We start from the raw sequence: 26,161 nt of genomic DNA on the forward strand, positions 1-26,161 counted from the left end.
TTCCGAGAAGCTTTCCACCCGAAAAAACCGGCCAGGCGTTATTGACTGTGGTAAAGGATGTGCCGTTTCGCGCCTTGTACCGGCTGAACCGGTTCGCGATACGGTTCTGTGTCCGCAAGGCGGTCAAAACCGTACTGTAATCCGCGTCAACCTCAAATAATTCCAGAACATGCTTGTGCTTGATCTCATTGTGCGGAAAATCCATGGTGGAAAGACCGGCATTGTTAAAATACACCGCCATGGCATTGCGGTCGTAGAGCTGGATGCTTTCCGGAAAGATATCGAGAGCAGCCTTCAGGAGCTCTTCCATGTGATCATTGTACTTTAAAAAGACCGCGGATTCGCCGCCCGGCATCTCGAAACGATAGTATTGAAATTCCTCATCATTCCAACAGATGGTTTCCTCATCCGGATTGGTGACAAACGCCGGTATATCGGAAAAAAACGCGCCCGGGTAGGCAGACCAGATGTCTCCGAGGCTTTTTTGAAGTTCCGGATTCTTCCATTCGATGGTTGTGATGAAACCGTTTGAATCAAGGGAAATGATAACGTCAAACATCGGTGTCCTCCTGCAAAAAATATTTGCACTATAGATTATCTTACTTGAAAGATTGAAAAAGTCAACAAATTAACTTGACATCCTACAGAAAACGACATATATTTCAGAAAACAAAAAATTATGCAGATGCAAATAAATTTTGCATTAACAAAATCAGGAACCCAACGAAGGGTGTTTCAAAGGAGACGGTTATGGATAACTGCATCGAACTGGGCGGGAAACTGACACTGGAAGAATTTATCCGTATTGTCCGCGGTCATGTGCCGGTCCGTTTTTCCGGGGAATACAGAGAACGGGTGAATCGATCCAGAGAACTCGTGGAACAGTGGACAGCCGAAGAACGGGTGATGTACGGCGTGACAACCGGGTTTGGCGCCCTCTGCACGAAAACAATATCCAAAGAGGAGGCGGCGCAGCTTCAGCGGAATATTCTTCTCTCTCATTCGGTTTCGGTCGGCGAACCGCTCCCGGAGGAGGCAGTCCGCGGAACCATGCTGATGGTCCTTCAGAATCTGGGACAGGGATATTCCGGTGTCCGGCTTGAACTTCTGGAAATGTACCGGGAGTTTTTAAACCGGGATCTCACGCCGTGGGCGCCGGGAGACGGATCGGTTGGTTATCTCTGCCCGGAAGCGCATATGGCGCTGGTGCTTTTGGGGGAAGGAAAAGCGACCTGGAAGGGAGAACTTCTGGATGGAAGAGAAGCGCTGAAACGGGCGGGACTTGCTCCGATCACGCTCGCCTCCAAGGAGGGACTCGCGCTGATCTCCGGCACCACATCCGTGACCGCGATGGGAGCAATTGCCGTATATGACATGATTCAGGCGGCGAAGAGCGCGGATGTGATCGGCGCCTGTTCTCTGGAAAACTGCAGAGGGCTTCTTGCGGCGTTTGATGAGCGGGTGATGTCCGTGAGACCGCATCCGGAGCAGAAGGGCTGCGCGGAAAATGTGCGCACCGTTCTGGCCGGTTCTAAGGTGATCGAGAACGCGAAGACCAGTCACCTTCAGGACGCACTTTCTCTCCGCTGTATTCCGCAGCTCCACGGAGCGGTGAAAAAAACGCTGTATGACGCGAAAAGGACGATTGAGACAGAGATGAACTCGTGCTGCGACAATCCGACCATCTGGCCGGAAGCGGGGGCGGAAGACGTTATCTCCGCCTGCAACTGCGATTCTTCCTATGTCGGGCTGGAGATGGATTCCTGCTCCATTGCGGCCGTCATGCTGGCCAAAATGTCGGAGAGAAGAAATAACCGGATGATCGATGGCAATACGTCCGGATTACCGGCCTTTCTGATCCGGAATCCGGGACTCAATTCCGGTCTCATGGTGCCCCAGTATACACAGGCCGGGCTGATCAACCGTATGCGGGTTCTGGCGTATCCGGCTTCCGTCGACAACACGCCAACCTGCATGAATCAGGAAGATTATGTTGCGATGGGATATACCGCAGCCCGGAAGGCCTGCGAGATGGTTCAAAAACTTGAGTATGTGCTTGCGATTGAACTTCTGACCGATTACGAGGCGCAGGCGTTCCGGGAGCCGGCCGAAACGATTGCTGCGGTTACCGAAGCCGTTTACCGCCGGATCGAAGAGCGGGTTCCGGTGCTGAAAGAGGATGAATTCCTGTACCCGCATATTGAGTTCCTCCGGCAGATGATCCACAGCGGGGAACTGCTGCGAATCACGGAAGCGATCACCGGGCCGCTGCAATGAAAATGCAGTGAAGAGGAATGAGTCCGGGATGAGTGAGAAAAAGCATACGGTATGCGTGTTCCGCGATTCGCGGATCTTAGGAGGAGATACGGCACATGATGACGACAATACAGACACTTCCGCTAGTCATGCCGGAAGAAGAGGCTTTGAAAATTGCCGGAGGATACCGGAATCCGTTTGTGAAAATGATGGCCGGAAAAAAGAAGATCAATCTCCGGCTGATGTACCTCGAAAACCGTTATTACATCTATGAAATCACCTACCATAAAAGCCCGATTGCCAGTCTTTTTGGAAAGGAGGAAGTGGAAAAGAGACAGAAAATCCGCATCATGGTGGACGCGACGACCTGTTCGGCGTCCTATACTTCAGATCCGATTGCCACGGTCCGGAAGGAGACCGATGATCTCAGTGTGCAGGGATCCTATTATGACGATCAGCGGCTGGAGGACTGCGGAGCAAATATGGCAAAACGGATGGTTCGGCGCCGTGTCGGAAAGCAGATATCCATTCGGGCTCTCTCAATGGAAAAAGTATACAGACCGTTTTATATCGCCGTATACGGGGATATGAAAGAGGGGACAAAAGCGCGGTATCTGCCGATCGCAGCAGACGGCAATGAAATCAATACCACGCTGTGAAACAGGGAAACAGAGTTTTTGAGTATGCGAAAAGGATTTGGAGGAAGATTTATGTTAATGACGTTGGTGGATGACCTTGTGGTCGTGGCTCTCGTGTGTCTGATCTTCGGCATCGGAGCGTATCTTTCAAAGAAAAGCAGCAGTTCAGAAAGTTTCTTTAATGCCAATCATGCACTTCCGTGGTCGCTGTGTGTCGGCACACTCATGGCGTCCTGGTATAACGGAGCCGGAATTATGGGAACGGTCGGTTATGTCTGCACGATGGGCTTTGCGGCATTTTTCCTGTGGTCGATCGGATGCCACGCGGTTCGTTTTCCGCTGGCGCTCTGGGTTGCGCCGAGAATTTCCGTGAAAGCGAAGGGCACCATCCCGGAGCTGCTCCGGCTGAATTACGGAAAATTTACATCCATTATGGGTGCGGTCGTCCTCGTGATCACCTGTCTTTCCATCAGTGAGATCGCCTGCATCGGTTATATCGGCGAAGCCGGCTGGAATGCCGACAAGGTTCTGGCAGCGGTGATTGTTGTCGGAATTTCCATCGCGCTGACCTGTCTTTCCGGTCTCATGGGCGTCGCAATCACGGATATGATTTTCTTCGCGATGATGGTCTGCTGTGTCTGCGCCGTTTTCCCGCAGATGTTTTTTGAGGTGGGAGGAATTCACGGATTTCATGCAGCTCTTGATACGGTTGATCCGGCGATGATGACCCCGCTGGGCGGAATTCCGGTGCCCCAGGCGATTATCCTGATTCTTCTCTGCATCAACATCTACAAGGATCCCACATTCTATCAGCGTTTTGCGGCGGCAAAATCTCCGAAAACCGGAAAGAGGGCGATGCTGACCTGTTTCTCTATCTTTATGTCCTTTGACCTTGTTATCATGATGACCGGTATCGTCATCCGTGTGCTGGATCCGTCGCTCTCCAGTCAGCCGGAAGTCGAGTATATCCGTCAGGTGGTGATGCATCTTCCGGTCGGTGTCCGCGGCGTATTCATCGTCGGTGTGGCGGGCGCCATCATTTCCACTCTGGACAGTTACTATCTCTGCGGCGGAGAAATCATTGCCAATGATATCATCTACATGCTGCGCGGCGACAAGCGGCTGTCTGACCGGAACAGTATTCTTGTGACAAGGATTTCGGCGGTAGTGTTCGGTATTATCGGTCTTGCGACCGCGTTCCGTTTTGACCGCGTGTATGACGCATTTCTCTTTATTGCAAGCCTTTCCATGACACTCCTCTTTGTGCCGATGATCGCGGCGCTCATGTACGACGGAAGAAAGACCAATGTTGCCGGCCTCGCCTCCATGATTGTCGGAGCGGCATCCTGGATTTTCTTTGGATATTTTCTCCCGATTGATATCGACGGATACGTCATTGATCCGGTTCTGATCGGCCTGCCGCTTTCGCTGATTGCATTTGTCATCGGCAACCGTTTCGGTGTCGATCTGACGGAGAAGAGAAAAGAAGACCTTCTTGCCAAGGGAACGCCGGCGGAAGAAATGGTCAATGAGGACCGAACGCTTTCGGAAGAGTATAAGAAAGAAATCCGAATCGAATGGTTCGGCATGGATGGTGCGCTTGTGCTGCTCTATATTCTGCTGGGATGTTTCTATGGGTACGGTATCATCAATCAGGTGGAATGGATTATCGGATACGGTGCTCCGGTTATCGCCATGGGTATTGTAATCGGTGTATTCGCGAAGTATCTCACGGAGGTTGCGTCCGTGATGAACGGAAAAAACAGGTAAAATAGTGGATCCCCCGGGGAGGTACAGGACAGAGTCTGTGGTCAGACATGGTTCTGTACCTCCGTTTTGTATGATATAATCAAAATCAGGGCAGGAAAAAGGTGATGGTTGGGGAAGGATACAATGCTGATATGGGTGTGAAGAACATGGAAAGAACAAAATCCGGGAAAACGGGAATCGCATATATCGCGTTGCTTGTCGTTTTCTTCCTCTGGGGAAGCGTATATGTGGCAAACGGTTATATCTTACAGTCGCTCAGTCCCATAGAACTGGCATGCTGCCGGTTTGTGGTCGCGGCCATCGCCCTTGGCGCTGCGCTGGCAGTGCGAAGAGAAAAGATTCATGTGGAGAAGCGGGACTGGAAGACGTTTCTTCGGATCGGTTTTATCGGCTATTTTTTCTCGATCGAATGCGCGATGCTCTCGATTCAGTGGACCGGTGCCTCGATGGCATCGCTGATCAATTCGCTGAATCCGGTGATCATTTCCGTGTTTGCCGCTTTTTTCCTGAGAGAAAAACTGACCGTTAAAAAGATATTCTGTCTGGTACTCGGCCTTTTGGGCGTACTGGTGGTGTCCGGAGGGCCATCTGCGGAACCCGGGCAGCTGACGGGCGTTCTCTGGGGAATGGGATCCATCACTACCTGGGCGTGGGCGGTCATGTATGTCCGCCGCCTTTCGGATCGATACGATGCCCTGATGATCACATTTCTTGTCATATCCATCAGTCTCCTCTTTCATATCCCGACTGCGGGGATTGAGGTGGCAGTAAAGGGGATGCCGGCGATTCATCCGATGACGGTGCTCTGTATTTTCTATTCCGGGGTTTGCGGAACCGCGATCCCGCAGTTTTTGTGGAGTTTTGCGCTCTCAAAACTGCCGGCCAGTACATGCTCCATGTTTTATCCGCTGATGCCGGTCTTTTCCGCTCTACTGGGGATCATGCTTTTGGGAGAATCCCTCAGCGGCCGGTTCTTTATTGGGGGAGCCATGATTGTGTCCACGGTCATCGTCAGCTGTCTGCCGGATAAACGCGGGAGCAGGGAAACGGAAGAAAAGAATCTCCCAGATTACGAACAGACAGAAAGATAAGGTATGGAACAGTTTTATTACAATCACTTTGACAAAATGGAGCAGGGCGTTTATTATGCGATTCTCAAGGGAATCCGGGATCTGGAAACGGAATTTCTGATCCCGGCGTGCGAGTCTTCCCGGCTCCGTGAAATTTTCTTTCAGCTTCGGCTGGACCACCCGGAGATCTTCTGGGCGACGGGCTATCACTACCGGTTTTACCGGGATTCACCGAATATCATCTTTTGCCCGGAGTATCTCTTTCAAAAAGATAAAATTCTGGAACATCAAAAAGCCATGGACGCGAGAGTGCGGAAACTTGTCCGCGGCATGGACGGAATGTCGGAACTGGAGAAAGAAAAGTACGTCCATGATTTTATCTGTGAAAATGTCCGCTATGACAAACTCAAAAAGCCGTATTCGCACGAGGTGATCGGACCCCTTGGGCAGGGCGTCGGAGTCTGCGAGGGAATCGCGAAGTCGGTGAAGATTCTTTTGGATGCGGCGAAGGTCTGGAACATCATCGTCCTGTGCGGAAACAACCCGGAAAAGGGGATAAAATACCGTCATGTGTGGAACATTGTCCGGATCGGGGGGACGTACTACCACATGGATGCGACCTTCGATGACACGCTGACCGGAGAGTCAGCCGGAATGGAGGCCCTCATCCGGTATGATTACTTTAATCTGCCGGATAAGCAGATTTTCCGCGATCACGAGCCGCTGATTGCACCGGCACCGAAATGTACGGACGGCGATCATTTTTATTATCGGGAGAAGAAGCTGTCTTTTACGAAAGAAGAGGACGTCTATAAGCGCGCGCTTCAGGCCGCAAAAAAGAAGAAAACGCTGGTTTTCCACTGGAGAGGCGGATATTTCACCAGAGAGATCTTTCTGAATCTGGTAAACCATGTGCGGAAGGCGGGGGAGGAGAAGAATCTGACGCCGTATATCTCAACAAATTTTGCGCAGGCAGTGATGAAAGTCAGTTTCCGGGAACCGGAAAAACAGGAAGAAATTGTTCTGGAGGACGCAAATATTTCGGAGAAATACGAAGAGTAAGAGAAACAACAAAAAATCAAAAATATTTCAAAATCCTTCAAAATAATATTGATTTCAGCAAAATAACGGAACTATAATCTGATTATAACGGATATGGTTATACCTCATATCTGCACAGGATATGGAACCGTGTAACCGCATTTTCCCAAATTTTGGAGGAGGAGAAATTGTATGACAGGGCAAGCAGTTGAAACAAAACATGAAGCTGAATCAAAGGGAACGGATATCGCTAAATTTGTTCTCTGCAGCGCACTTGGTATCTTTATGTTCTTCATCAGCGTCACGTTCGGCGGAAAATCCACGATACCGCTGGATCATCTGACCACGATCGTCCGGGGAGCTCTCGGTGAAGCCCAGAAATGGGTGGTTCTCGCCGTGATTGCGGCAGGGGCGGCATTGCCGTTTGTGAAGAAAACCTGGAACCAGAGCACACAGTCAGTGGTCTTTTCCGTCTTCAAAGTTGTCGGTCTGATCTGCGGAATCATGTATATGTTCCATCTCGGACCGGAGGAACTGCACACGAACGCGGATCTGTTTCCGTTCCTCTATGTCACGCTTTGCTGTTCGTTATGTTTCCTGATTCCGATCGGAGCGGTGTTCCTGTCGTTCCTGACGGATTATGGTCTGATGGAGTTTGTGGCAGTATTCCTTCAGCCGGTGATGCGAAAGATCTGGAAGACGCCGGGACGAAGCGCGATCGATGCGGTGGCATCCTTTGTCGGAAGTTATTCTCTGGCACTTCTGATTACGGACCGTCTCTACCAGAACGGACGATACAACAAAAAGGAAGCATTCATCATCGCCACCGGATTCTCCACCGTTTCGACCACCTTTATGGTTGTCGTGGCAAAGACACTCGGGCTGATGGATCGCTGGAATTTCTATTTCTGGACAACACTGGTGATCACTTTCATTGTCACGGCGATCGTTGCAAGAATCTATCCGACATCGAAAGTTCCGGATGAGTATATGGAAGGAGTCACTCCGGATCCTGAGCCGATCGTCACAAAGGATCGCCTGAATGTCGCATGGACCGATGCGCTGACTGCGTCTCACAATTCCGGATCCATCGTGGACAATGTTGTTCGAAACACGAAGGACGGCTGCCGTATGGTTGCGAACATTCTTCCGACCATCATGTCCATCGGATTTCTCGGAATGCTGATTGCTCTGTTCACACCGGTGTTTAATATCATCGGGTATGTGTTCTATCCGTTCACCATGGCGGTTCAGCTTCCGGAGGCAATGACGGCGGCAAAGGCGATCTCCACTTCGATTGCGGAAATGTTCCTTCCGGCCGCGTTTGTCGCGGAAGCATCGATTCGCACCAAGTATGTGATTGCGGTTTCCTGCATTTCGGAGCTTCTGTTCTTCTCCGCAGTGATTCCGTGCATTCTCTCGACCAAGATTCCGGTAACCATTCCGCAGATTCTGATCCTGTGGGTGGAGAGAGTGATCCTGTCGATCCTTCTGGCAGGAGCGGTGGCTCTGCTGGTATTATAATAATCGCCGTAACCAAAAAAATTCGGCCGTCTGATGAAAATCAGCGGTCGGATTTTTCGATGGTCTGTTTCGCCGTTCGCCTCTCCGGATGGAAGAGGGAGCCGAAGTCCCCCTGCGGACTTTGTTGATGAAAAGAGGTTTATGAAGGGACAAGAGTATATTTTTTTAAGGTTAAAATGTTCCTGCCGTCTTTATACTCATACAGCATATCATCCATCAGATTTCGAACCAAAAATATACCAAGCCCTCCGATCGGGCGAAGTTCTGCCTCCAGTTCCACATCCGGTTCTTCCGCTTCCAGGGGATTATAGGGCTTCCCCTCATCGATGAACGTCAGAACGGCTGCCGAAGATGTCTCCTCGAAATCAAATTGCACGGTGACCGGTCCGGCTCCCGAATCGTAGGCATAGAAACTGATATTTGCAAACAGTTCATCCACCGCCATTTTCATCTGCATCGCGAGTCTTTCCGTACATCCCAGGTTTTCCAGTTCAGAAAGGACGAAATTCTTTACGGACGGAATATTCTCAACATTGGAAGTAACACGAAGTTCCTTCATTTACACAAAGCCCTCTTTTCTATAAATGAACCGACCAGCCCGTATCTATTTTTTCATGAATCTTCTTTACCGTGTCAATGTCCAGTTTCGGCCAGTCTTCCACCTGTTGTGCATTATGTGTTACTAAATGCGCCTTTTCTGCGCACAGCGCCAGAGGGGTATCGGCCAGAGAATCGGAATAGAAATTCTCAATGTCCGGAAAACCCTGATCGAAAATATATGCCGCTTTTTCTCTGGCGAACATCAGATTATCCACGAAAGCACCCACGTCACGATCGTACTCGGTTGCCATGAAATTGACGCCGAGTCTTCTGGCGGCCGGTTCGATGATGCAATTCGGAGAAGCGCTGATGATCAGATCATCCGGCCGTTTTTGCGCCAGATACCATGCGGAAACTCTGCTGATATGCTTATCCCAGAATTTTTCTATCTGCTCGTCAAAATCGTCAATCATGCAAAGGAAACTGAAAAATGTCCGCTCAAAAAGAAATCTGGGAATTTTTTTCTGCTTTAGCTGAATCGCGGATTTCACCAGCTTCGGTACATAGGTAAAAGCCAAAGAAGGATGCCGCCATAAGCACCAAAACGCAAAGCTTACGGCGCAATCCGGATGATAAATCGTACCGTCAAAATCGTACACATTCATTTCAATATTGCATCCTTTCAGCGGAAATTCGGGTTTACTGGACCTTGAAAACAGCATCCAGACCGGTGATGTAAAGAACCTCATGGAAATTCGGTCCGATATTCAGAAACTTCATTTGACCGTGCGCACTCTTCATGCTTTTAAATGTGTTTAAAAGAACACGGAGTCCGGCGGAAGAGACGAAATCACAGTCCGCAAAATCAAGGATAAGCACACCGGAGATATCCAGTTCTTCTTCTAAAAGCGCTTTCAGTTCCGGCGCGGTATTCGTATTCAGTTCTCCCTTTAAAAGAATTTCCAGCTGGTTTCCTTCCTTTTTTTTCATCATTTCCAGTTCCATTTTCTTTCCTCCCGGTTTTTATGTTTTTCAGCATCACATGACAATCATACAGATCATCACGGTTTATTTTATGGTCAGAATCAGCATTGTGATATCGTCAAACTGCTCCGTATCCGCCGCAAAAGTCTCTACCTGATTCAATATTTCGGAAAGCACATGCTCTCCTTTTTTTGCGTCGGTATGGTTGAGAATATTCATCAGACGCTCTTCTCCGAAGAGTTCCTTCTGGGAATTATGAGCCTCGGTAACTCCGTCCGTATAAAGTAAAATACGGTCACCGGAGGAAAGCGGCATTTCATCCTGCCGATATACGATATCCTCCATGCCGGCCAGAAAAAGACCGTGTTTCTTTTCCAGCATTTCACAGGGCATTCCCTTTTTCTGGATTATGGGGAAGTTGTGTCCCGCATTGGTAAACTGCAGGATCATCGTCCGCAAATCCAGAATTCCGATCCATGCCGTCGCAAACATCCCGGCGTCGTTATTGTCACAAAGACGATCATTCACGGTTGTAAAAATATCCGCCGTATCCTCAGTGGTCAGGGCATAGTCTTTGATCATCGTCTTGGCGGTCATCATAAACATAGCTGCCGGGATCCCCTTTCCGGAGACATCGGCGATCACGATGCAAAGACGGTTTTCATCGATCATGAAAAAATCATAGAAGTCACCGCCCACTTCTCTGGCGGTTGTCATGGATGCGAAAAGATCAAATTCCTCTTTTTCCGAGAATGTGGGAAAAATGTTCGGAAGCATATCCTTCTGGATCTTTTCGGCCATTTCCAGTTCAGCTCCGATTCTTGCGTTGCCTTCCGCAAGCTTTTTCTCTTTTTGCAGCAACTGCTGACAGCAAACCACCATCTGCCGGGAAGCCACCGAAATAATGATCAGCTGTAACAGTTTGACAAAATAGTTTGAGATGATGGTGTTCTTGAGCATCTTCGCGGTGTCATACGGAATTCCCCTGACGGCGTCGTCAAGCCACATGGCTTCGTTGGTGACAATGGTGGTGCCCGGTTTGTACGGGACAAAGTTCAGATCCAGCATTCCGTAATTCGCTCCGAGAATGTAGGCTATAAAGAAGACAATGACGGAGATTACGGAAATGTATATCGTATATTTTTCGTTAAAATAACGGATGGATAAAAGGATCGGAATTGCCGCCAAAAAAGTGACATTATAGGTTAGCACCATCGTGGTCACGGCATAAACGAGGATGCTCGCCGTCATCAGCAGATATTTGATCCATACTTTCTTATACTGGAAATACCGGCTGATTCCATTGGCAAGACCGATTAAAAAAAGGTTAAAGATCATCAGGCCGCGGTATGGGATTCGAATATAGAAAACACCGGCCTCAAATAAGATCCAGGTTATTGCCACGATCACGAAGGTAACATTAAGGACCAGCGCCATCATGCGATTCGCGTCCAACTCATTATCGCGTAAGATGGGATCATAATTCATATTCTTTTCCCCCATAACTTATCCGTTCATTTTCTGAAATGCGGCTGCATTTGACCGGTAGAGTGTTTGAAAAACCCGGTAATTGCGTTCATAAACCTCTTTGTTTTCCGCATTCGGAAGATACGTCTGCTTCACTTTGACAAGCTGTTCGGAAAGCTGTAAAACATCGGTGCCTTTGATTCCCGCAGCAACCGCGAGCGCCGTTCCGATGGCGCCGACTTCCTGCGCATGATCAACTGTCTCGATGGTCCGCCCTGTAATATCCGCCAGCATCTGGCAGGTGACTGGAGAAAGGGAGCCGCCTCCCACAAATCGGACGGGATCGGATGTCGTTACTTTGGCATCCTCGCGTTCCAGCATCCAGCGCAAATGGTAGCAGATTCCTTCCAGAACGGCCCGGAGCATATCTTTCTTCCCGTTTTCGATCCGGATGTTGAAAAACATTCCCGCCGCGTTGGAATCACCGAAAGGGCACCGGTTTCCGTGCATCCATGGAGTAAAGATCACACCGTTTGCCCCCGGCGGGACCTGAGCGATCTCTTCGCAGAGATATTCATAAAGGCTGGTATACCTGCTCTCCAGATCATCCGTCACTTTGGTTTTCTGGAGATAGATTCCCACCTCATCCAAAGCAAGGTGTTTCAGTGCCCAATCGAAACATTTTCCGGCGGTTTCCAGTTCGGCATAATAATTGAAGTACCCGCGTTTCGCTGAAAGAACGCCGGTGATGGTCGATCGGAGGTCAAATGCCTGGTGATCCATAAAGGTAGACACCCATCCGGATGTTCCGACATAGATATGGGTTCTTCCGGGTTGGGCGGATCCGGCACCGATACTCACAAACGTAGTGTCTCCTCCGCCGCCGAAGACCGGAATTCCGGCCACCAGCCCCAGATCGTCAGCGGCTTTCCGGGTGAGACCGCCAACCAGGTCCGTGTTTTCAATGATTTCCGGCAAATGTTCCGGCTTTACCTTGTACATTTTTACAAGGCCCTTATTCCAGCCTTCCCTTCCTTTTCTGGTATCATAAAGAAAGGTTGCAAATGCGGTATCGGCGGTTCGAATGATCCGTCCCGTACAGCGCCCGGCAAGGTACTCATTGATATCCAGCCATTTATCGGTTTTGGCGAAAACCTCAGGCTCATGTTTTTCCACCCATTTATATTTCCATACCGGATCCTTGGCGCTGGTGGAGGCCGCATAATTAACGCGCAGATTCTTTATGAGCTTATAAAGACTGCAGCCGAAAACCTTAATGATGCCTCTGCCCATGCATTCTTCATATTCTTTTATTCCCTTCTGGTCCAGATAAGTCATGGGACGCCGCAGGGCATTGCCATTCGCGTCCACAAGGACGGTTCCCTGAATCTGTGTACAGAATGCCATTCCATCAATATCTTTTGGAAGAATATCGGACTTGAGAAACAGATCCCGGGTCGTGGAGCAAAGAGCTGCCCACCATTCTTCTGTGTCCTGTTCGGCTCCTCCGTCTGCGGTGATATAAAGTCCGTAAGAAGCGGAAGAACTGGCCAATAGTTCTATTCCGGAATCGATATGAAATAAACAGGTTTTGACACAGCTTGTGCCAAAATCATAAATGATAATATACATATTATGCTGTCCTTTTGAAAATGGATCATATCCCGGTTATATCCTGCCGTCACGGGACATGCCGTCTGCTCCGGAAGGTGCAGAACGTACAAGCGGAAGAAGAATACAGATCAACGGCAAATAGTGTCCCATACCGGGCGTTATGTATAACTTTATTGTACCACAAGAAAGAAGGTCATATTACATTCTTTTACAGGAGATCCGGGGGGGGGGGATATCCGGCTGATCGGTCGCATCGGGCAGTTGGATGTCCTGCATCATTGGAAGGATTCCTCGAAATTTCCATGACATAACAAGAGAGAGAAGATATAAATAATAGATTATAACAGTGATACGAAATTATGAATATAAGGAATCGAAACAGAGGAAAACGAGAAAAATATTCATTAGACTTTCAAAAACATACTTGTATAATTTGATTATACAAGTTAAAAGAACAATTCGTCATGCAATTTGCTCGAGAGGAGGGTCAGTTGTGCTGATATGGATCATTGACGAGGAGTGGAAGGATTATGACATGGAACGGGAATACCTTGAGAAAGTGTATCCGGGCACCGAAATCCGATGTTCCTCCTACGACTATGAAGAGGATCTGACAGAGTTCGGATACCGGGCGGACGGGATTCTGGCACAGGTTTATGCGCCGATTCCGAAGGCGACCATCGATCGGCTGGAGTGCTGCAAAGGGATTGCGGTATACGGCGGAGGCTATGAGCGCGTGGACACAAAGGCCGCGCGGGAAAAAGGAATCGGCGTGACCAACATCAGCGGTTACTGCGCGCCGGATCTGGCGGACTATGTCGTCGCCGCCATGTATTTTGCCAATAAGAACATTGCCGGTTTCAGTCAGAATGTTCTGGAAGGCGCAAAGAGAAAACGCTGGGGAATGATGGCGGTGGACCGGATTCCGCATCGGCTGTGTGATGAGATTCTCGGTATCTACGGTTTCGGAGTGATCGGAAAAGAAGTGGCAAAGCATGCTCAGGCCGTCGGAATGACGGTGATTGCCTGTGATGATTTTGTTTCCGGGGATCAGATGAATGAGTACGGAGTGAGAAAAGTATCCTGTGAGGAACTGTTCGAGACATCGGATTACATCAGCATTAACCTGAAGGGATGCCCCGAAAATGAGTATAAGGTTTCCTCACGCGAACTGAGCCGTATGAAGGAGACCGCGTGGCTGATCAATACCTCCCGCGGACTTGTGATCCATGAGGACGATCTGATCGCCGCAGTGAAAGAAAAGCGAATTGCAGGAGCGATTCTCGATGTAATCCGTCAGGAGCCGCCGACCGGTGACGAGAAGATTCTGGACTGTCCGGGGATCTATGTGACGCCGCACGTGTCCTACGCATCGGTGGAATCCTTCCGGGCACTGAAAGAGTTTGCGCTCTTCAATCTGACGGCAATGCTGGACGGAAAAACGCCGAGAGATCTGGTCAATTAGAAATAGAAGAACCAAACAGAAATGAAACATGGAATAAATGCCAATGGCGGCAGAACAAGAAGTCATTCGGCATTTATATTTTTTAAGAGCAGAATTATACAAGTATTATACAAGTCAAGAAGGGAGAGGATATCAGCATGATTCTCACAAAAGAACAGCAGGATATGCTGGACGGAAAGTACGGTGAGGGAACCGCATACGCGATGAAGATTCAGGTGGCGATCGGCGAATGTTTTGACGCAGAGCGGATGGTTCCGATCACGAGAGCGCACGTTGCACTGTCCAATCAGGAGGCGGATCTGTGGTTTTGCGAAAAACTGGTGCATGCAGGAGCAAAGTGCCGGATTGCGCCAACGGTAAACCCGGGATTCTGCTATGACTTTTTCACATCACATAAGATGGTGGACGAGAAATTTGCGGATCTGATGCATCGGACCAATGAAGCGTACAAGGCTATCGGCGCACAGCTGACGTACAACTGCACGCCGTATATCGATACGAACGTTCCGATGTTCGGTGAGACCGTCGCCTTTTCCGAGTCCAGCGCAACGCCGTATGTTAACTCGGTCTGGGGCGCGCGGTCGAACCGGGAAGGCGCGAACAGTGCGCTGTGTGCGGCGGTGACCGGTTATGTTCCGGAATACGGTCTTCTTCTTGAGGAGAACCGGAAAGGCGACATTCTGGTTCGCGTGGAGGCGGACATCAAAAATGACTATGACTACCACATTCTCGGTATGCTCGGGAAAAAGATCGGAGAGGGAATTCCGGTATTTGAAGGACTTCCGAGAGAGACGATCACGAAAGAGGGACTTCGAAACCTCGGCGCGGAGCTGAATACATCCGGAGCCTACGCGATGTATCACATCCCGGGATTTACGCCGGAGGCACCGACACTGGAAGCCGCATTCGGCGGAAATAAGCCGAAGCGGGAGGTGACATTGACCAACCGGGATATGGAGGAGATTCTGGAAGAGATCTCCGTATCCGGAAACCGGCCGATCGACTTTGTCATGTTCGGATGTCCGCATTTCACACTCAGCGAAGTCCAGCATATCGCGGAAAAGGTCAGGGGAAAGAAACTGAAAAAGGAAATGTGGATCCTGACTTCCAGTCTGATCAAGGAGATGGCGGTCCGCATGGGACTCGATGAGATCATCGAAAATGCGGGAGGAACGATCGTGCCGGATACCTGCCCGGATCAGCCGTGCTGGGGACATCTGAGAGGAAAGATCGGAATTACCGAGTCGCCGAAATGCGCGTACTATCCGCAGCGCCGCGGAATCCATTTTGTCATTCGTGATCTGGATACATGTATTGAGGCCGGACTGACCGGGGAGGTAAAGGGATGAAGCAGTATAAATGTCACAAGATTTCCGAGGGCTGTGCGGAGGCGCAGGTGATTGTCTCGAAGGATCACATCATGTTTTACCTGATGAATCCGGAGACGGGGGAAGTGATTGAGAAAGCACATGATCTGGAAGGAAGATCCGTCGCAAAAAAGATTCTGGTATTCCCGGGCGGAAAGGGAAGTTCCGTGGTGCAGGCAGACGGACTCTATCAGTTGAATATGCATGAAAATATGCCGGCGGCCATGATCATTCAGTATCCGGAGACAGTTCTGGTTTCGAGTGCGATCATCATGGAGGTGCCGATGGTGGACAAGGTTGATCCGGCCTTTTACGAGGAAGTCAAAGACGGAGACACGGTGAAGGTGGACGCGACCAACGGATTAATCGAGATTCTGTGACCGGAACATACTTGAGGGAAGGCATTTGCTTTTTCATAAATGTGAATCATTCAAACAGAAAGGAAAAGGAGAGAGGGCTTATGAAGAAAACAATCGCAATGGGAATGGCAGTATTGACAGCGCTGACGCTGGGCGCGTGCGGCGGAAGAAACTCCGGCAATGCTCCGGCGGAAACCGCGGCCAAAGCCGCCGGTGAGAGTACCGGTGCCGCAGCGTCGGAATCCACAGCAGCCGCAACGGACCCGAGCGGAGCGGGATCTGTGGTAACCATCAAGCTTGGACATGTCGAGGCGGAAGACCGGTCGACGCATCAGGCACTCCTGGAGTGTTTCAAGAAGGATGTGGAAGAAAAGTCGAAGGGACAGATTCAGGTTGACATTCATCCGAACGGCGCTCTCGGCGGCGATACGGAGCTGACAGAGTCCGTCGCCATGGGAACGCTGGAAGCGGCGCTTCCGTCCACATCCGTTCTGGTAACATACTCGGATGATTTCGGCATCATGGATATTCCGTGGCTCTTCAATGATTCCCAGGCGGCGTTCGATGCAATGGACGGAGATATGGGCGTCTATTTCAACCAGAAACTGGATGAAGTCGGAATCAAATGTCTCGGATATTCCTACAACGGTCTTCGAAGCATGACCAACAGCGCGCACCCGATCGCAGGCCCGGAGGACCTGAAGGGATTAAAGATGCGCGTCATGGAGAATCAGGTCTACATTGACTTCTTCAATACGCTTGGTGCCAGTGCGACGCCGATGAGCTTCAACGAGCTGTACACCGGACTTCAGCAGCACACGGTGGACGGACAGGAGAATCCGCCGTCACTGATCTATGCCAGCAAGTTCCAGGAGGTACAGAAGTATCTCAGTCTGACCGAGCATACACACAACTTCCTCGCCTTCATTTTTAACAAGAAGTTCTATGACGGTCTGACCGCCGATCAGCAGAAAATTCTCTCGGATGCGGCGCAGCATTTTGTCACCGAGCAGAGAAAGATGGAACTTGCGGATACACAGACCTTTGTGGACAAGCTGAAGAGCGAGGGTGTGGAGGTCAATGTGCTCACAGAGGAACAGAAGGATGCCTTTAAGAAGGCGCTGGAGCCGATGTATACCAAGTACCGCGAGGTCTTCGGCAAGGATCTTTTTGAGATGGCGGAGAAATACAACAAATAAGATGTGATATGCTGCGTGGCAGGAAACAGGGGGATATCGATGGATAGGAAGAATGGATTTGCCCGGATTACCGGCCTGTATGATCATCTCGAAGAATATGTTCTGGTGGGGAGTCTGGTGCTGAACGTCGTGCTCGTGTTTGCTCAGGTTATCATGAGGACGGTTTTTCGGAATTCACTGACCTGGTCGGAGGAGCTTTCCCGGTATATTTATATCTGGGAGATCTGGCTCGGCGCCAGCATTGCATTGAGAGAAAAACAACATATCCGTGTGGAAATGGCACTCGGTTTTCTGAAAACCGAGCGGGCGAAAGCGGTGCTTACGGCTCTGGCGGATATCATCTGGTTTCTGTTCAATGTATATATGATATGGAACGGATATGAGCTTTTGGAGTCCATGGCCGGAAGAAGGGCTGTCTCTTCGGGAATGCATATCCCGATGGTTCTGATCTACGTCGCAATTCCGGTCGCGTCGTTTCTCACGGCGCTTCGGCTTCTGGGATGTCTCAGAGATGATTTTCGAACCGTGATTTCCGGAAAACGCGACGGAGGTGAGAGGACATGAGTGCTGCTGTTTTATTTGGAAGTTTTGTGGTTCTGCTGATGCTGACAGTCCCGATCGGGTATGCCATCGGTATCTCGAGCCTGATTGCGATCTACTATTTTTCCGATATCCCGCTGATGATCATTGCGCAGAAATGCATCACCGGTGTGGATTCCTTCCCGCTTCTGGCGATTCCGTTCTTCATGCTCGCCGGAAATCTGATGAGTTCCGGCGGCATCGCAAAGCGGCTGGTAAACTTTTTCGATGCGCTGATCGGTCATGTGACCGGCGGACTCGGGATGGTTACCATCGTGGTCTGCATGTTTTTCGCCGCCATCTCCGGCTCGGCGGTGGCGACGGTATCGGCGGTCGGGGCGTTTATGATTCCGCAGATGGTCGCACACGGCTACAACAAGGCATTCTGCGCGGCGCTGACTGCCGCAGCCGGAACCATCGGCGTCATCATCCCGCCGTCCATTCCGTTTGTCATCTACGGTGTCGTGTCCGGCACGTCGATTACCGACATATTTACTGCCGGCTTTCTTCCGGGCATTCTGATGGGCGCGGCACTCATGATTGTGTGCTATCTTGTCTCAAAAAAGAACGGATACCGGGGAAAAGAGCACGCGTCGTCCCCGAAAGAAATCTGGGCGGCATTCCGGGAAGCGGTCTGGGCGATTCTCTCGCCGGTCATCATTCTCGGCGGAATCTATTCCGGCTTCTTTACGCCGACGGAGGCGGCCGTCGTTTCGGTGGTGTACTCTTTCGTCGTCGGTGTCTTCGTCTACCGGGAACTGGATGTGAAGGGCGCGTATCAGTCCTTTCGCGATGCCATCGTGGTCAATGGAGCAACGACATTTATGGTCGGTTTTTCCACCGTGTTTGCGGCATTTCTGACCATGGCGCAGATTCCGAGAATGATCGCGGATGCGATTCTCGGTTTTACCGGCAACGGCATTCTGATTCTGCTCATCATCAATCTGCTGCTCATTATTGTCGGGATGTTCATTGACAATATTCCGGCGACGATCATTCTGACGCCGATTCTGCTTCCGATCTGTCAGGGCGTCGGAATGCATCCGGTGACATTCGGCATCATGCTGACCATGAATCTGGCGATCGGTTTCTGCAGTCCGCCGTACGGCATCAATCTGTTTGTCGCCACGGCCATCTCGGACGTGCCGCTGGAGGCGATCGTAAAGCAGATCGCAAAGCCGCTGATGGCATTGATTCTGGTTCTGCTGGCCGTGACTTATGTGCCGTTCCTGACGACGATGTTTATCCAGTGACCGGCAAAAAGGAAGAGTGTATGTCACCGCAAATGACGGATGTGTCAGGATGGTTCAGGAGAATTTTATGATCGTGACAGACGCCGGGTATTCATGGAAGCATGGGTTATGGCCTGCTGCACGCGGAAATTATAATGTATGGCGCCTGTTGATATGGACAGGCGCCATTTTCATTATTATAATTTTTTTAGGGAAGCGCTGTTTTAAGTGTTTCCCGGGCCGGATTTTCAATGCGAAACCTTTTTTTTGAGGGTCCGTGCCATCTGCCGGAGACTTTAAGGAAACACTGATATCATCCGTATTTCCTCAGACTTCGAGATTAAGGAGAGAATGCTTTATGCAAAACAGACCGTTCGTTCAGAAGAAAAAAGAGAGCATGGTTGATTTGGCATATGCGGGAATCCGGAATCTGATCCTGACCGAAGAAATCAGGCCGGGCTCGCTTCTCAGCGAAAACCAGCTGGCGGAGTATCTTCATATGAGCCGGACGCCGGTCCGCGAGGCTATCCGGAGACTTCAGGCGGAGGGACTTCTGGAGTCCATCAAGGGTGCGGGGACATTCTTAAAGCCGATCTCGGCAAAGGATGTCCGGGATGTCTATCAGATCCGCATTCTGCTGGAACTGGCCGCGTGTGAGACGGCGATCGTGAAGATTACGGATGCGGAGATTGAGGAAGAGCGGAAACTCCTGAAGAATCTGTTAAAAAGGCATGCAGCGGGAGAAGAGATCGACCGGATGGAATTCAGCCGTCTGGACGGAAATATCCATGACATGATCATTAACAAATCGGACAACTCCTACATCAAATCGCTAGTGAAGCAGATTTATTTCAATGTGGACCGGTTCCGTATCATTTCCTTTAAGGTTTCCCTGAATCTGGTAGCCAGCACGGAGCAGCATCTGGATCTTCTGGACTGTATTCAGGAGAGAAATCTTGAGAAGCTGAAGGAACATCTGAAAAAGCATCTGGAGTGGTCGCTGAAGCTTCTGCTGGACAATATGGAACTGTGAAAAGAAAACAGTGAAAAGGAGGAACGTTATGAAAAGAAAGTATCTGGCTTCCAGTAACACTTAGATAAAAAGTTTGGATATTTCTGCCATAGATAGTGTGTGGTCTGTTGCTTAATAAACTTTACTATGTCGCATACTCTATCTGTAGTATCGTAGCTTATTAGGAAATGTATATGGTCTTTGTCGGTTTCCATAGCTATAATGCCGTAACCTTTAGAATTACAGATATCATATATTTGCTGTTTAGCATCGTCAGCAATAGAGTCTTTATGTATCTGTTTGCGGTACTTAGTGACGAGAACTATATGCACTTTTAGACTGTACTTGCGTCTGTTGCGATGATTATATCTGTTGTCCATAGGATGTATTTACGGCAAAGCTTTGATTATTATGTCTTTAACTTGGTTTTCCATGTAAAATCTCCTTACAAATAATTGATTTTCACTAATAAATATTTTACACTATATTTAGTGAAATAACAATGAGGTACACTATGGAAGAGATGACAGTTACAGCTAAAATTCAGATATCTGTTAATGCAGACAGTAAGGTTTTTCTTGATGAAATCATGTCTGTTTATTCTGATGCCTGTAATTATGTATCTGACTATGTGTTCCGCACTCACGACCTAAAGCAGTTCTCACTTAACAAGGCTTTGTACTCTACACTCCGAGAAATGTTTGGACTCAAATCTCAGATGGCTCAATCCGTATTTAAGACTGTCATTGCAAGATATAAGACCATCCTCGAAAATCAGAAGGAGTGGATTCAGCCATCCTTCAAAAAACCACAGTATGACCTTGTTTGGAACAGAGATTATTCCCTTACACAAAACTGCTTTTCAGTAAATACACTGAATGGACGTGTTAAGTTGCCCTATTTCGCTGAAGGCATGGCAAAATACTTTGACCACGACATTTATAAGTTTGGAACTGCCAAGCTTGTAAATAAGCATGGTAAGTATTTTTTGCATATCCCCGTAACCTACGATGTCGAAGAAAGTAATGTTTCTGACATCTGTAATGTCGTTGGTATTGACAGAGGTATAAACTTTGTCGTTGCTACTTATGACAGTAAGCACAAGTCTGGATTTGTAAGCGGTAAAGCCATCAAGCAGAAACGTGCTCACTATTCTAAGCTTCGTAAAGAACTCCAAATGTGTCAGACACCATCTTCAAGACGTAGATTAAAAGCTATCGGTCAGCGAGAAAACCGTTGGATGCAGGATGTTAACCATCAGGTATCAAAGGCACTCGTTGAATCCAACCCGAAGCATACGCTCTTTGTTCTTGAAGATTTGTCAGGCGTTCGTAATGCTACAGAGCGTGTCAGAACCAAAGACCGCTACGTTTCCGTATCGTGGTCTTTCTATGACCTTGAACAGAAACTTATCTACAAAGCTAAACAGAATCAGTCTACTGTTATTAAGGTTGACCCTCGTTATACGAGTCAGTGCTGTCCTGTATGTGGACACATTGAAAAAGCTAATCGTGATAAGAAATTGCATCTGTTTACTTGTAAGAACTGTGGCTATAAATCAAACGATGACCGCATTGGAGCTATGAATCTGTACCGCATGGGAATTAACTATCTCGAAGATAGTCAAGTACCTGATACAGTTACGACAGAGTAAATCTTTGTCGTAAGGGGCGGTGTCAACCGTCCCATGATGCGACCCCACGGAAGTTACACCGACAAAATGTAGGAGTTATTGCAACGAACTACAGGGGAGTCGCAAGCCACGTACCTTTAGGTGCGTGGTAGTTGACAAGATGATAGTCGACAACTATGTCATTTGTTATGTGATTGATCCCGGAGTTGTAACGGTAACGGATGTGTTATTTGGTGCGTCTGATTTGCATAGAAGACTGCAGAAAAGACATTTGTAAAAATGTTTTCTGACTGGTTTCAGGAGACGTATCCGCAGATTAAACGCAAGGAAAGGCAGCAAAAACAGAATGAGTATCAGGGAAGAGAGCCGCAATGCGGTCAGGGAAATACTGGAAAAGGCCAATCTCCGCGCCGGGGATCTGTTTGTCGTCGGATGTTCGTCCAGTGAAGTGATGGGCGAATCGATCGGAACGAATACCAGCACGGAGATCGCCGATGAATTGTATGCCGGAATTCAGGAAGCACTGAAGGAAAGCGGTGTCTTTCTTGCAGCACAGTGCTGTGAACACCTGAACCGCGCACTGGTTGTGGAGCGGGCAGCGATGGAAAAATATGATCTGGTACAGGTCAATGCGATCCCGCAGCCGAACCACGCAGGGGGCGCGTTTGCAACGGTTGCATACCGGCGGATGGAAGATCCGGTGGTGGTCGAAGATCTGAAAGCAAAAGCGGAGGCCGGCATCGACATCGGAGGAACCCTGATCGGGATGCATATTAAACCGGTGGTGGTTCCTCTTCGGATCTCGGTGGACCGGATCGGTGAGGCACGGATCATCTGTGCAAGGAGAAGACCGAAATACGTGGGCGGAGCGAGAGCTGTGTATGATGAAATGTTGATGTGACGGAAAAGATGTCAGAACAGCCATCCATTGAGAAAAACATTTTTAAGACAGAGGCGAACCAGCTTCAACGAAAAAAAATAGACCGCAGACGGAAGGGATCCCGTGCGGAAAGACAGGGGAGGAAGCGTATGATACAGCGCATGATACGAAGAAGAAAGGCGAAAGCGGCGGCCATGTTCTGCGCATTATTTGCGTTTATGAGTCTTGCGGGATGCTCGGCGGGAGCGTCCCGGCCCGGAGGAATACCGCAGGATAATGCAGCCAAGGAAAGCAGCGCAGAGGAAACGGCTGAAAACAGCGGTACAGCTGCTTCTTCCATGAGTGAATCAGAAGAAGCGTTTGCCAGAAGAGAAGAAACGGTACAAAACCTTCTCTCGCGGATGACGCTGAAACAGAAGATTGCCCAGATGATGATGCCGTCGATCCGGAATGAACATGCAAAAGAGCAGGGCGGAATCACGGAAATCAGCGACTTCAACCGGAAGGCGGCGGAGTACGGATTTGGGGGATACATTATTTTTGAGGCGAACTGTAAGAATTCGGAACAGATTGCGAATCTTACGGCAGGTCTTCAGAAAACACAGCTTTCTGAGGGGAACGGGACAGACATTCCGCTCCTTCTGGCAATCGATCAGGAAGGCGGAAAAGTAGTCCGGATTCCGGAATCAACACATTTTCCGGGCAATATGGCGCTGGGAGCGATCGGAACGGCAGATTCCGCGGCGAAGGTAGGTGATATTATCGGGGAAGAATTGGCTGCGATGGGCATCAATGTGGACTTTGCACCGGTTGTAGACACCAATACCAATCCGAACAATCCGGTCATACATGTCCGTTCTTTTTCGGAAGATCCGGATCTTGTCGGCGAATTGGGAACGGCGTTTTTGAAGGAACTGCAGTCAAACGGAATTGCCTCGGCAGTGAAACATTTCCCGGGCCACGGGGATACGGAGACAGACAGTCATACGGGACTTCCGAGAGTCAGAAAAACGCTGGAAGAATTGAGGAAGAAAGAACTTCGCCCATTTGCTGAAACGATTGCAGCGGGAACGGATATGGTCATGACGGCACATATTCAGTACCCGGAGATCGAAAATGAGACTTACGTTTCGATGGCAGACGGAAAAGAGATTACGCTTCCGGCGACCTTGTCCAAACGTGTCATTTCCGGGATTCTGCGGGATGAGATGAAATATGACGGAGTCGTTGTGACGGACTCCTTCGGCATGGCGGCGATTCGCAAACACTTCGATCTGGTGGATGCCGGTGTGCTGGCGATCAATGCCGGCGTGGATCTGATTCTGAATCCGGGAGATGTGGTCACGGAAGACAATATCGCTGAAATGGGGGATTATATCGAGAAAATTGCCCAGCGGGTTCAGACAGGAGAGATTCCGGAGAAGCGGATTGATGAATCGGTTACCCGGATACTTCGTTTAAAATACGATCGCGGAATCCTGTCCAAGGCAGAAACGTGGAAGGCGCTGACGGAAGAAGAGATCAGAAGGTCCGGTGAGGAAGCAAAGAAAATTGTCGGATCCGGGGAACACCGGGAGGAAGAATGGGAACTTTCCCGGAAGGCAGTGACCATGCTGAAAAATGATGCCGCCGTTCCGTTAAAGGATGCGTCTACCGTCGTGTTCTGTCCGATGGAAGATATGCTGAATTCTGTAAAATATGCGGAATACCGGCTTCGGGAGAGTCAAACGTTCCGGACTCCGGCAGACGGCAGCGAGCAGCTGAAGGGGGTATTTTACGGCAATGCACCGGCATCCGGGATCTCCGATGCGATTCGGGAGGCGGAGCAGGTGATTCTGATTACGTACACGACCTCGAAGGATAGCATGAATCCACAAAAGACGCCGGACTGCGCATATGCGCATGAAGTTATCCGGGAAGCACATGCTCAGGGGAAAAAGGTAGTCCTGATCAGTTCGCTTCTTCCGTATGATGCGGTGGCGTATTCGGATGCGGATGCAATCCTCATCTCTTACGGCGGCCGGGGAATTACAAAGCTTCAGATGGAATCCGGAAAAGAGCCGGTGTTTGCTGGACAATACGGAATGAATATTCCGGCGGCGATCGGCACGGCTGCCGGGATGAGCAAAGCGGAAGGAAAACTTCCGGTCAGCATTCCGGAAATGAACGAAAAATTCGAATTCACCGACCGCATTCTTTATCCGATCGGTTCCGGAATCACAAAATAAGATAAAATGAAAACCGTTTTCATATTGACACATCCCTCTCGGGAGAGTAATATGATAACGGTTTTCATTTTGACGAAAAGATGAAAGCGAATACTATAGAGAAAAAAGTTCTCAGATTGGATTCTGAAGGAGAAGGAAAGTGAAGAAGAAATTATTTGCAGCTGCAGCGGCTGCGGCATTGGCGGCAGCGATGATGGCCGGCTGCGGAAACAAGGCGGCTTCCGGCACCGGTTCGGCAGCGGAGAAAAAAGAGGAGACAAAGGCGGAAGCAAAAACAGAGTCCCCTGCATCATCGGAAGCAAAAGTTTCTATTGTGTGCACGAACTTTGCGGAGTATGATTTTGCAAGAGCCATTGCCGGTGATACGGCGGAGATCACCATGCTGCTGAAGCCGGGCGCAGAGAGCCACACCTATGAGCCGTCGCCGGAAGATATCATCCGGATTCAGGACAGCGACATGTTTGTCTATGTCGGCGGCGATTCCGATGAGTGGGTTGCGGATATTCTGGATTCCATGGATCAGTCCAAAATGCATGTGTTTAAACTGATGGATCAGGTTGATACCGTTGAAGAAGAACATGTGGAGGGGATGGAAACCGAGGAAGAAGAGACAAAGTCCGAGCAGGACGAGAAGAATCTCGGAAAATCACAGCCGGAAGAAGAACCGGAACTGGACGAACATGTCTGGGCTTCTCCGGTCAACGCAATGCAGATTGTAGAGAAGATGTCAGCGCAGATTGCGGACATTGATCCGGATCACAAGGCAGATTATGAGAAAAATGCAGCAGATTACATTGGGAAGATCCGGAAGCTGGACGAGCAGTTTCAGGATATTACGGCAAATGCGGCAAGAAAAGAGATTATCGTCGCAGACCGTTTTCCGTTCCTGTATTTTGTAAAGGAATACGGACTGAAGTATTATGCGGCATTCCCGGGATGCGCATCCAACACACAGCCGTCCGCGCAGACGGTGGCGTTTCTGATCGACAAAGTGAAAGAAGATCAGATTCCGATGGTATTCCACATGGAGCTCTCCAATGAGCAGATGGCCAATTCGATCGCGGAGGCGACCGGCGCCAAGTCGGAACTTCTGAATGCGGTTCACAATGTGAGCGCGGAAGATTTTGCCAAAGGCGTGACTTACGTAGACCTGATGCAGCATAATGCAGAGGTGCTGAAGGAAGCGCTGAACTGAAGGAAGCGCTGAACTGAATGAAAAACGAAGCGGATGCACGGGACGACCGCCGGAGGCGGGAGCGCCGTGCATTGCGCATTGTGCGGCGATGAACATTGGAGAGTGGAG

At 49.5% G+C, this 26,161-nt stretch carries 23 protein-coding genes and 1 pseudogene; 17 read left to right on the forward strand and 7 right to left on the reverse strand.

The genetic code is table 11. From position 1 onward, the window contains the following. Positions 1 to 559: transcriptional regulator (locus BMW41_RS10270; protein ID WP_143050851.1), on the reverse strand; the 559-nt coding region annotated here is incomplete at its 3' end. A gap of 191 nt (positions 560 to 750) precedes the next feature. Between BMW41_RS10270 and BMW41_RS10275 the strand changes: the two genes are divergently transcribed. The 6 genes from BMW41_RS10275 to BMW41_RS10300 all read left to right on the forward strand — a co-directional run bounded on the left by BMW41_RS10275 (position 751) and on the right by BMW41_RS10300 (position 8,299). After that, on the forward strand, positions 751 to 2,277 hold the full coding sequence (locus tag BMW41_RS10275; RefSeq protein ID WP_074650006.1) for an HAL/PAL/TAL family ammonia-lyase: 1,527 nt from the start codon (positions 751 to 753) through the stop codon (positions 2,275 to 2,277). A gap of 95 nt (positions 2,278 to 2,372) precedes the next feature. Continuing rightward, positions 2,373 to 2,915: a hypothetical protein gene (locus BMW41_RS10280; protein WP_074650007.1), complete on the forward strand. Its 543-nt coding sequence runs from the start codon at positions 2,373 to 2,375 to the stop codon at positions 2,913 to 2,915. Between the two features lie 51 nt (positions 2,916 to 2,966). Beyond that, positions 2,967 to 4,664, forward strand: a complete 1,698-nt coding sequence (locus BMW41_RS10285; protein WP_074650008.1) for a sodium:solute symporter family protein — start codon at positions 2,967 to 2,969, stop codon at positions 4,662 to 4,664. Between the two features lie 104 nt (positions 4,665 to 4,768). Next, positions 4,769 to 5,755: a DMT family transporter gene (locus tag BMW41_RS10290; protein WP_083378893.1), complete on the forward strand. Its 987-nt coding sequence runs from the start codon at positions 4,769 to 4,771 to the stop codon at positions 5,753 to 5,755. Between the two features lie 3 nt (positions 5,756 to 5,758). Next, complete coding sequence (locus BMW41_RS10295; RefSeq protein ID WP_074650009.1) at positions 5,759 to 6,796, forward strand: transglutaminase domain-containing protein; 1,038 nt, start codon at positions 5,759 to 5,761, stop codon at positions 6,794 to 6,796. Positions 6,797 to 6,967: 171 nt separating this feature from the next. Then, on the forward strand, positions 6,968 to 8,299 hold the full coding sequence (locus BMW41_RS10300; RefSeq protein WP_074650010.1) for a YjiH family protein: 1,332 nt from the start codon (positions 6,968 to 6,970) through the stop codon (positions 8,297 to 8,299). Positions 8,300 to 8,438: 139 nt separating this feature from the next. Here BMW41_RS10300 and BMW41_RS10305 read toward each other — a convergent pair whose 3' ends face one another. The 5 genes from BMW41_RS10305 to BMW41_RS10325 all read right to left on the reverse strand — a co-directional run bounded on the left by BMW41_RS10305 (position 8,439) and on the right by BMW41_RS10325 (position 12,922). After that, positions 8,439 to 8,858 carry an ATP-binding protein gene (locus BMW41_RS10305; RefSeq protein ID WP_074650011.1) on the reverse strand — a complete coding sequence of 140 codons (420 nt, stop codon included), beginning with the start codon at positions 8,856 to 8,858 and terminating at the stop codon, positions 8,439 to 8,441. 19 nt (positions 8,859 to 8,877) lie between these two features. After that, the gene (locus BMW41_RS10310) at positions 8,878 to 9,588 is read right to left on the reverse strand and encodes a haloacid dehalogenase-like hydrolase (RefSeq protein ID WP_083378894.1); all 711 of its coding nucleotides are present in this window, start codon (positions 9,586 to 9,588) and stop codon (positions 8,878 to 8,880) included. Continuing rightward, positions 9,539 to 9,844: an STAS domain-containing protein gene (locus BMW41_RS10315; RefSeq protein WP_207646882.1), complete on the reverse strand. Its 306-nt coding sequence runs from the start codon at positions 9,842 to 9,844 to the stop codon at positions 9,539 to 9,541. The genes BMW41_RS10310 and BMW41_RS10315 overlap by 50 nt, the downstream gene beginning before the upstream one ends. Before the next feature lie 63 nt (positions 9,845 to 9,907). Then, entirely contained in the window at positions 9,908 to 11,326 is a 1,419-nt protein-coding gene (locus tag BMW41_RS10320; RefSeq protein ID WP_074650013.1) for a PP2C family protein-serine/threonine phosphatase, read from the reverse strand. Between the two features lie 3 nt (positions 11,327 to 11,329). Continuing rightward, entirely contained in the window at positions 11,330 to 12,922 is a 1,593-nt protein-coding gene (locus BMW41_RS10325) for a xylulokinase (protein WP_074650014.1), read from the reverse strand. Positions 12,923 to 13,397: 475 nt separating this feature from the next. Between BMW41_RS10325 and BMW41_RS10330 the strand changes: the two genes are divergently transcribed. The 7 genes from BMW41_RS10330 (at position 13,398) to BMW41_RS10365 (ending at position 20,138) form a co-directional block, all read left to right on the forward strand. Beyond that, positions 13,398 to 14,369, forward strand: a complete 972-nt coding sequence (locus BMW41_RS10330) for a C-terminal binding protein (protein ID WP_074650015.1) — start codon at positions 13,398 to 13,400, stop codon at positions 14,367 to 14,369. Positions 14,370 to 14,506: 137 nt separating this feature from the next. After that, positions 14,507 to 15,718: an aconitase X catalytic domain-containing protein gene (locus BMW41_RS10335; RefSeq protein WP_074650016.1), complete on the forward strand. Its 1,212-nt coding sequence runs from the start codon at positions 14,507 to 14,509 to the stop codon at positions 15,716 to 15,718. Beyond that, positions 15,715 to 16,116: an aconitase X swivel domain-containing protein gene (locus BMW41_RS10340; RefSeq protein WP_031473515.1), complete on the forward strand. Its 402-nt coding sequence runs from the start codon at positions 15,715 to 15,717 to the stop codon at positions 16,114 to 16,116. The genes BMW41_RS10335 and BMW41_RS10340 overlap by 4 nt, the downstream gene beginning before the upstream one ends. Before the next feature lie 80 nt (positions 16,117 to 16,196). Continuing rightward, on the forward strand, positions 16,197 to 17,294 hold the full coding sequence (locus tag BMW41_RS10345; RefSeq protein ID WP_074650017.1) for a TRAP transporter substrate-binding protein: 1,098 nt from the start codon (positions 16,197 to 16,199) through the stop codon (positions 17,292 to 17,294). Positions 17,295 to 17,333: 39 nt separating this feature from the next. Further along, the gene (locus BMW41_RS10350; RefSeq protein ID WP_074650018.1) at positions 17,334 to 17,858 is read left to right on the forward strand and encodes a TRAP transporter small permease; all 525 of its coding nucleotides are present in this window, start codon (positions 17,334 to 17,336) and stop codon (positions 17,856 to 17,858) included. Further along, positions 17,855 to 19,126 (forward strand): TRAP transporter large permease, encoded by a 1,272-nt coding sequence (locus BMW41_RS10355; RefSeq protein ID WP_074650019.1) that lies wholly within the window; start codon positions 17,855 to 17,857, stop codon positions 19,124 to 19,126. Before BMW41_RS10350 ends, BMW41_RS10355 begins: the two co-directional genes overlap by 4 nt. Positions 19,127 to 19,463: 337 nt before the next feature. After that, positions 19,464 to 20,138 carry a GntR family transcriptional regulator gene (locus BMW41_RS10365; RefSeq protein WP_031473523.1) on the forward strand — a complete coding sequence of 225 codons (675 nt, stop codon included), beginning with the start codon at positions 19,464 to 19,466 and terminating at the stop codon, positions 20,136 to 20,138. A gap of 29 nt (positions 20,139 to 20,167) precedes the next feature. Here the strand turns inward: BMW41_RS10365 and tnpA are convergent. Next, positions 20,168 to 20,497 (reverse strand): annotated as a pseudogene (tnpA, locus tag BMW41_RS15340) (IS200/IS605 family transposase); the annotation flags it as partial. Between the two features lie 134 nt (positions 20,498 to 20,631). On the opposite strand from tnpA, the gene BMW41_RS10375 reads away from it, so the two are divergent. The 4 genes from BMW41_RS10375 (at position 20,632) to BMW41_RS10390 (ending at position 26,053) form a co-directional block, all read left to right on the forward strand. Beyond that, the gene (locus tag BMW41_RS10375) at positions 20,632 to 21,771 is read left to right on the forward strand and encodes an RNA-guided endonuclease TnpB family protein (protein WP_074650021.1); all 1,140 of its coding nucleotides are present in this window, start codon (positions 20,632 to 20,634) and stop codon (positions 21,769 to 21,771) included. Positions 21,772 to 22,096: 325 nt separating this feature from the next. Then, positions 22,097 to 22,651 (forward strand): TIGR01440 family protein, encoded by a 555-nt coding sequence (locus BMW41_RS10380; protein ID WP_074650022.1) that lies wholly within the window; start codon positions 22,097 to 22,099, stop codon positions 22,649 to 22,651. 128 nt (positions 22,652 to 22,779) lie between these two features. Beyond that, a complete protein-coding gene (locus BMW41_RS10385) occupies positions 22,780 to 24,858 on the forward strand; it encodes a glycoside hydrolase family 3 protein (RefSeq protein WP_074650023.1) in 2,079 nt (692 codons plus the stop codon). 139 nt (positions 24,859 to 24,997) lie between these two features. After that, complete coding sequence (locus BMW41_RS10390; protein WP_242870334.1) at positions 24,998 to 26,053, forward strand: metal ABC transporter substrate-binding protein; 1,056 nt, start codon at positions 24,998 to 25,000, stop codon at positions 26,051 to 26,053. The last annotated feature ends 108 nt before the right edge of the window (positions 26,054 to 26,161 follow it).

This window comes from [Clostridium] aminophilum (assembly GCF_900101295.1).
Lineage (GTDB): Bacteria > Bacillota > Clostridia > Lachnospirales > Lachnospiraceae > Clostridium_R > Clostridium_R aminophilum_A.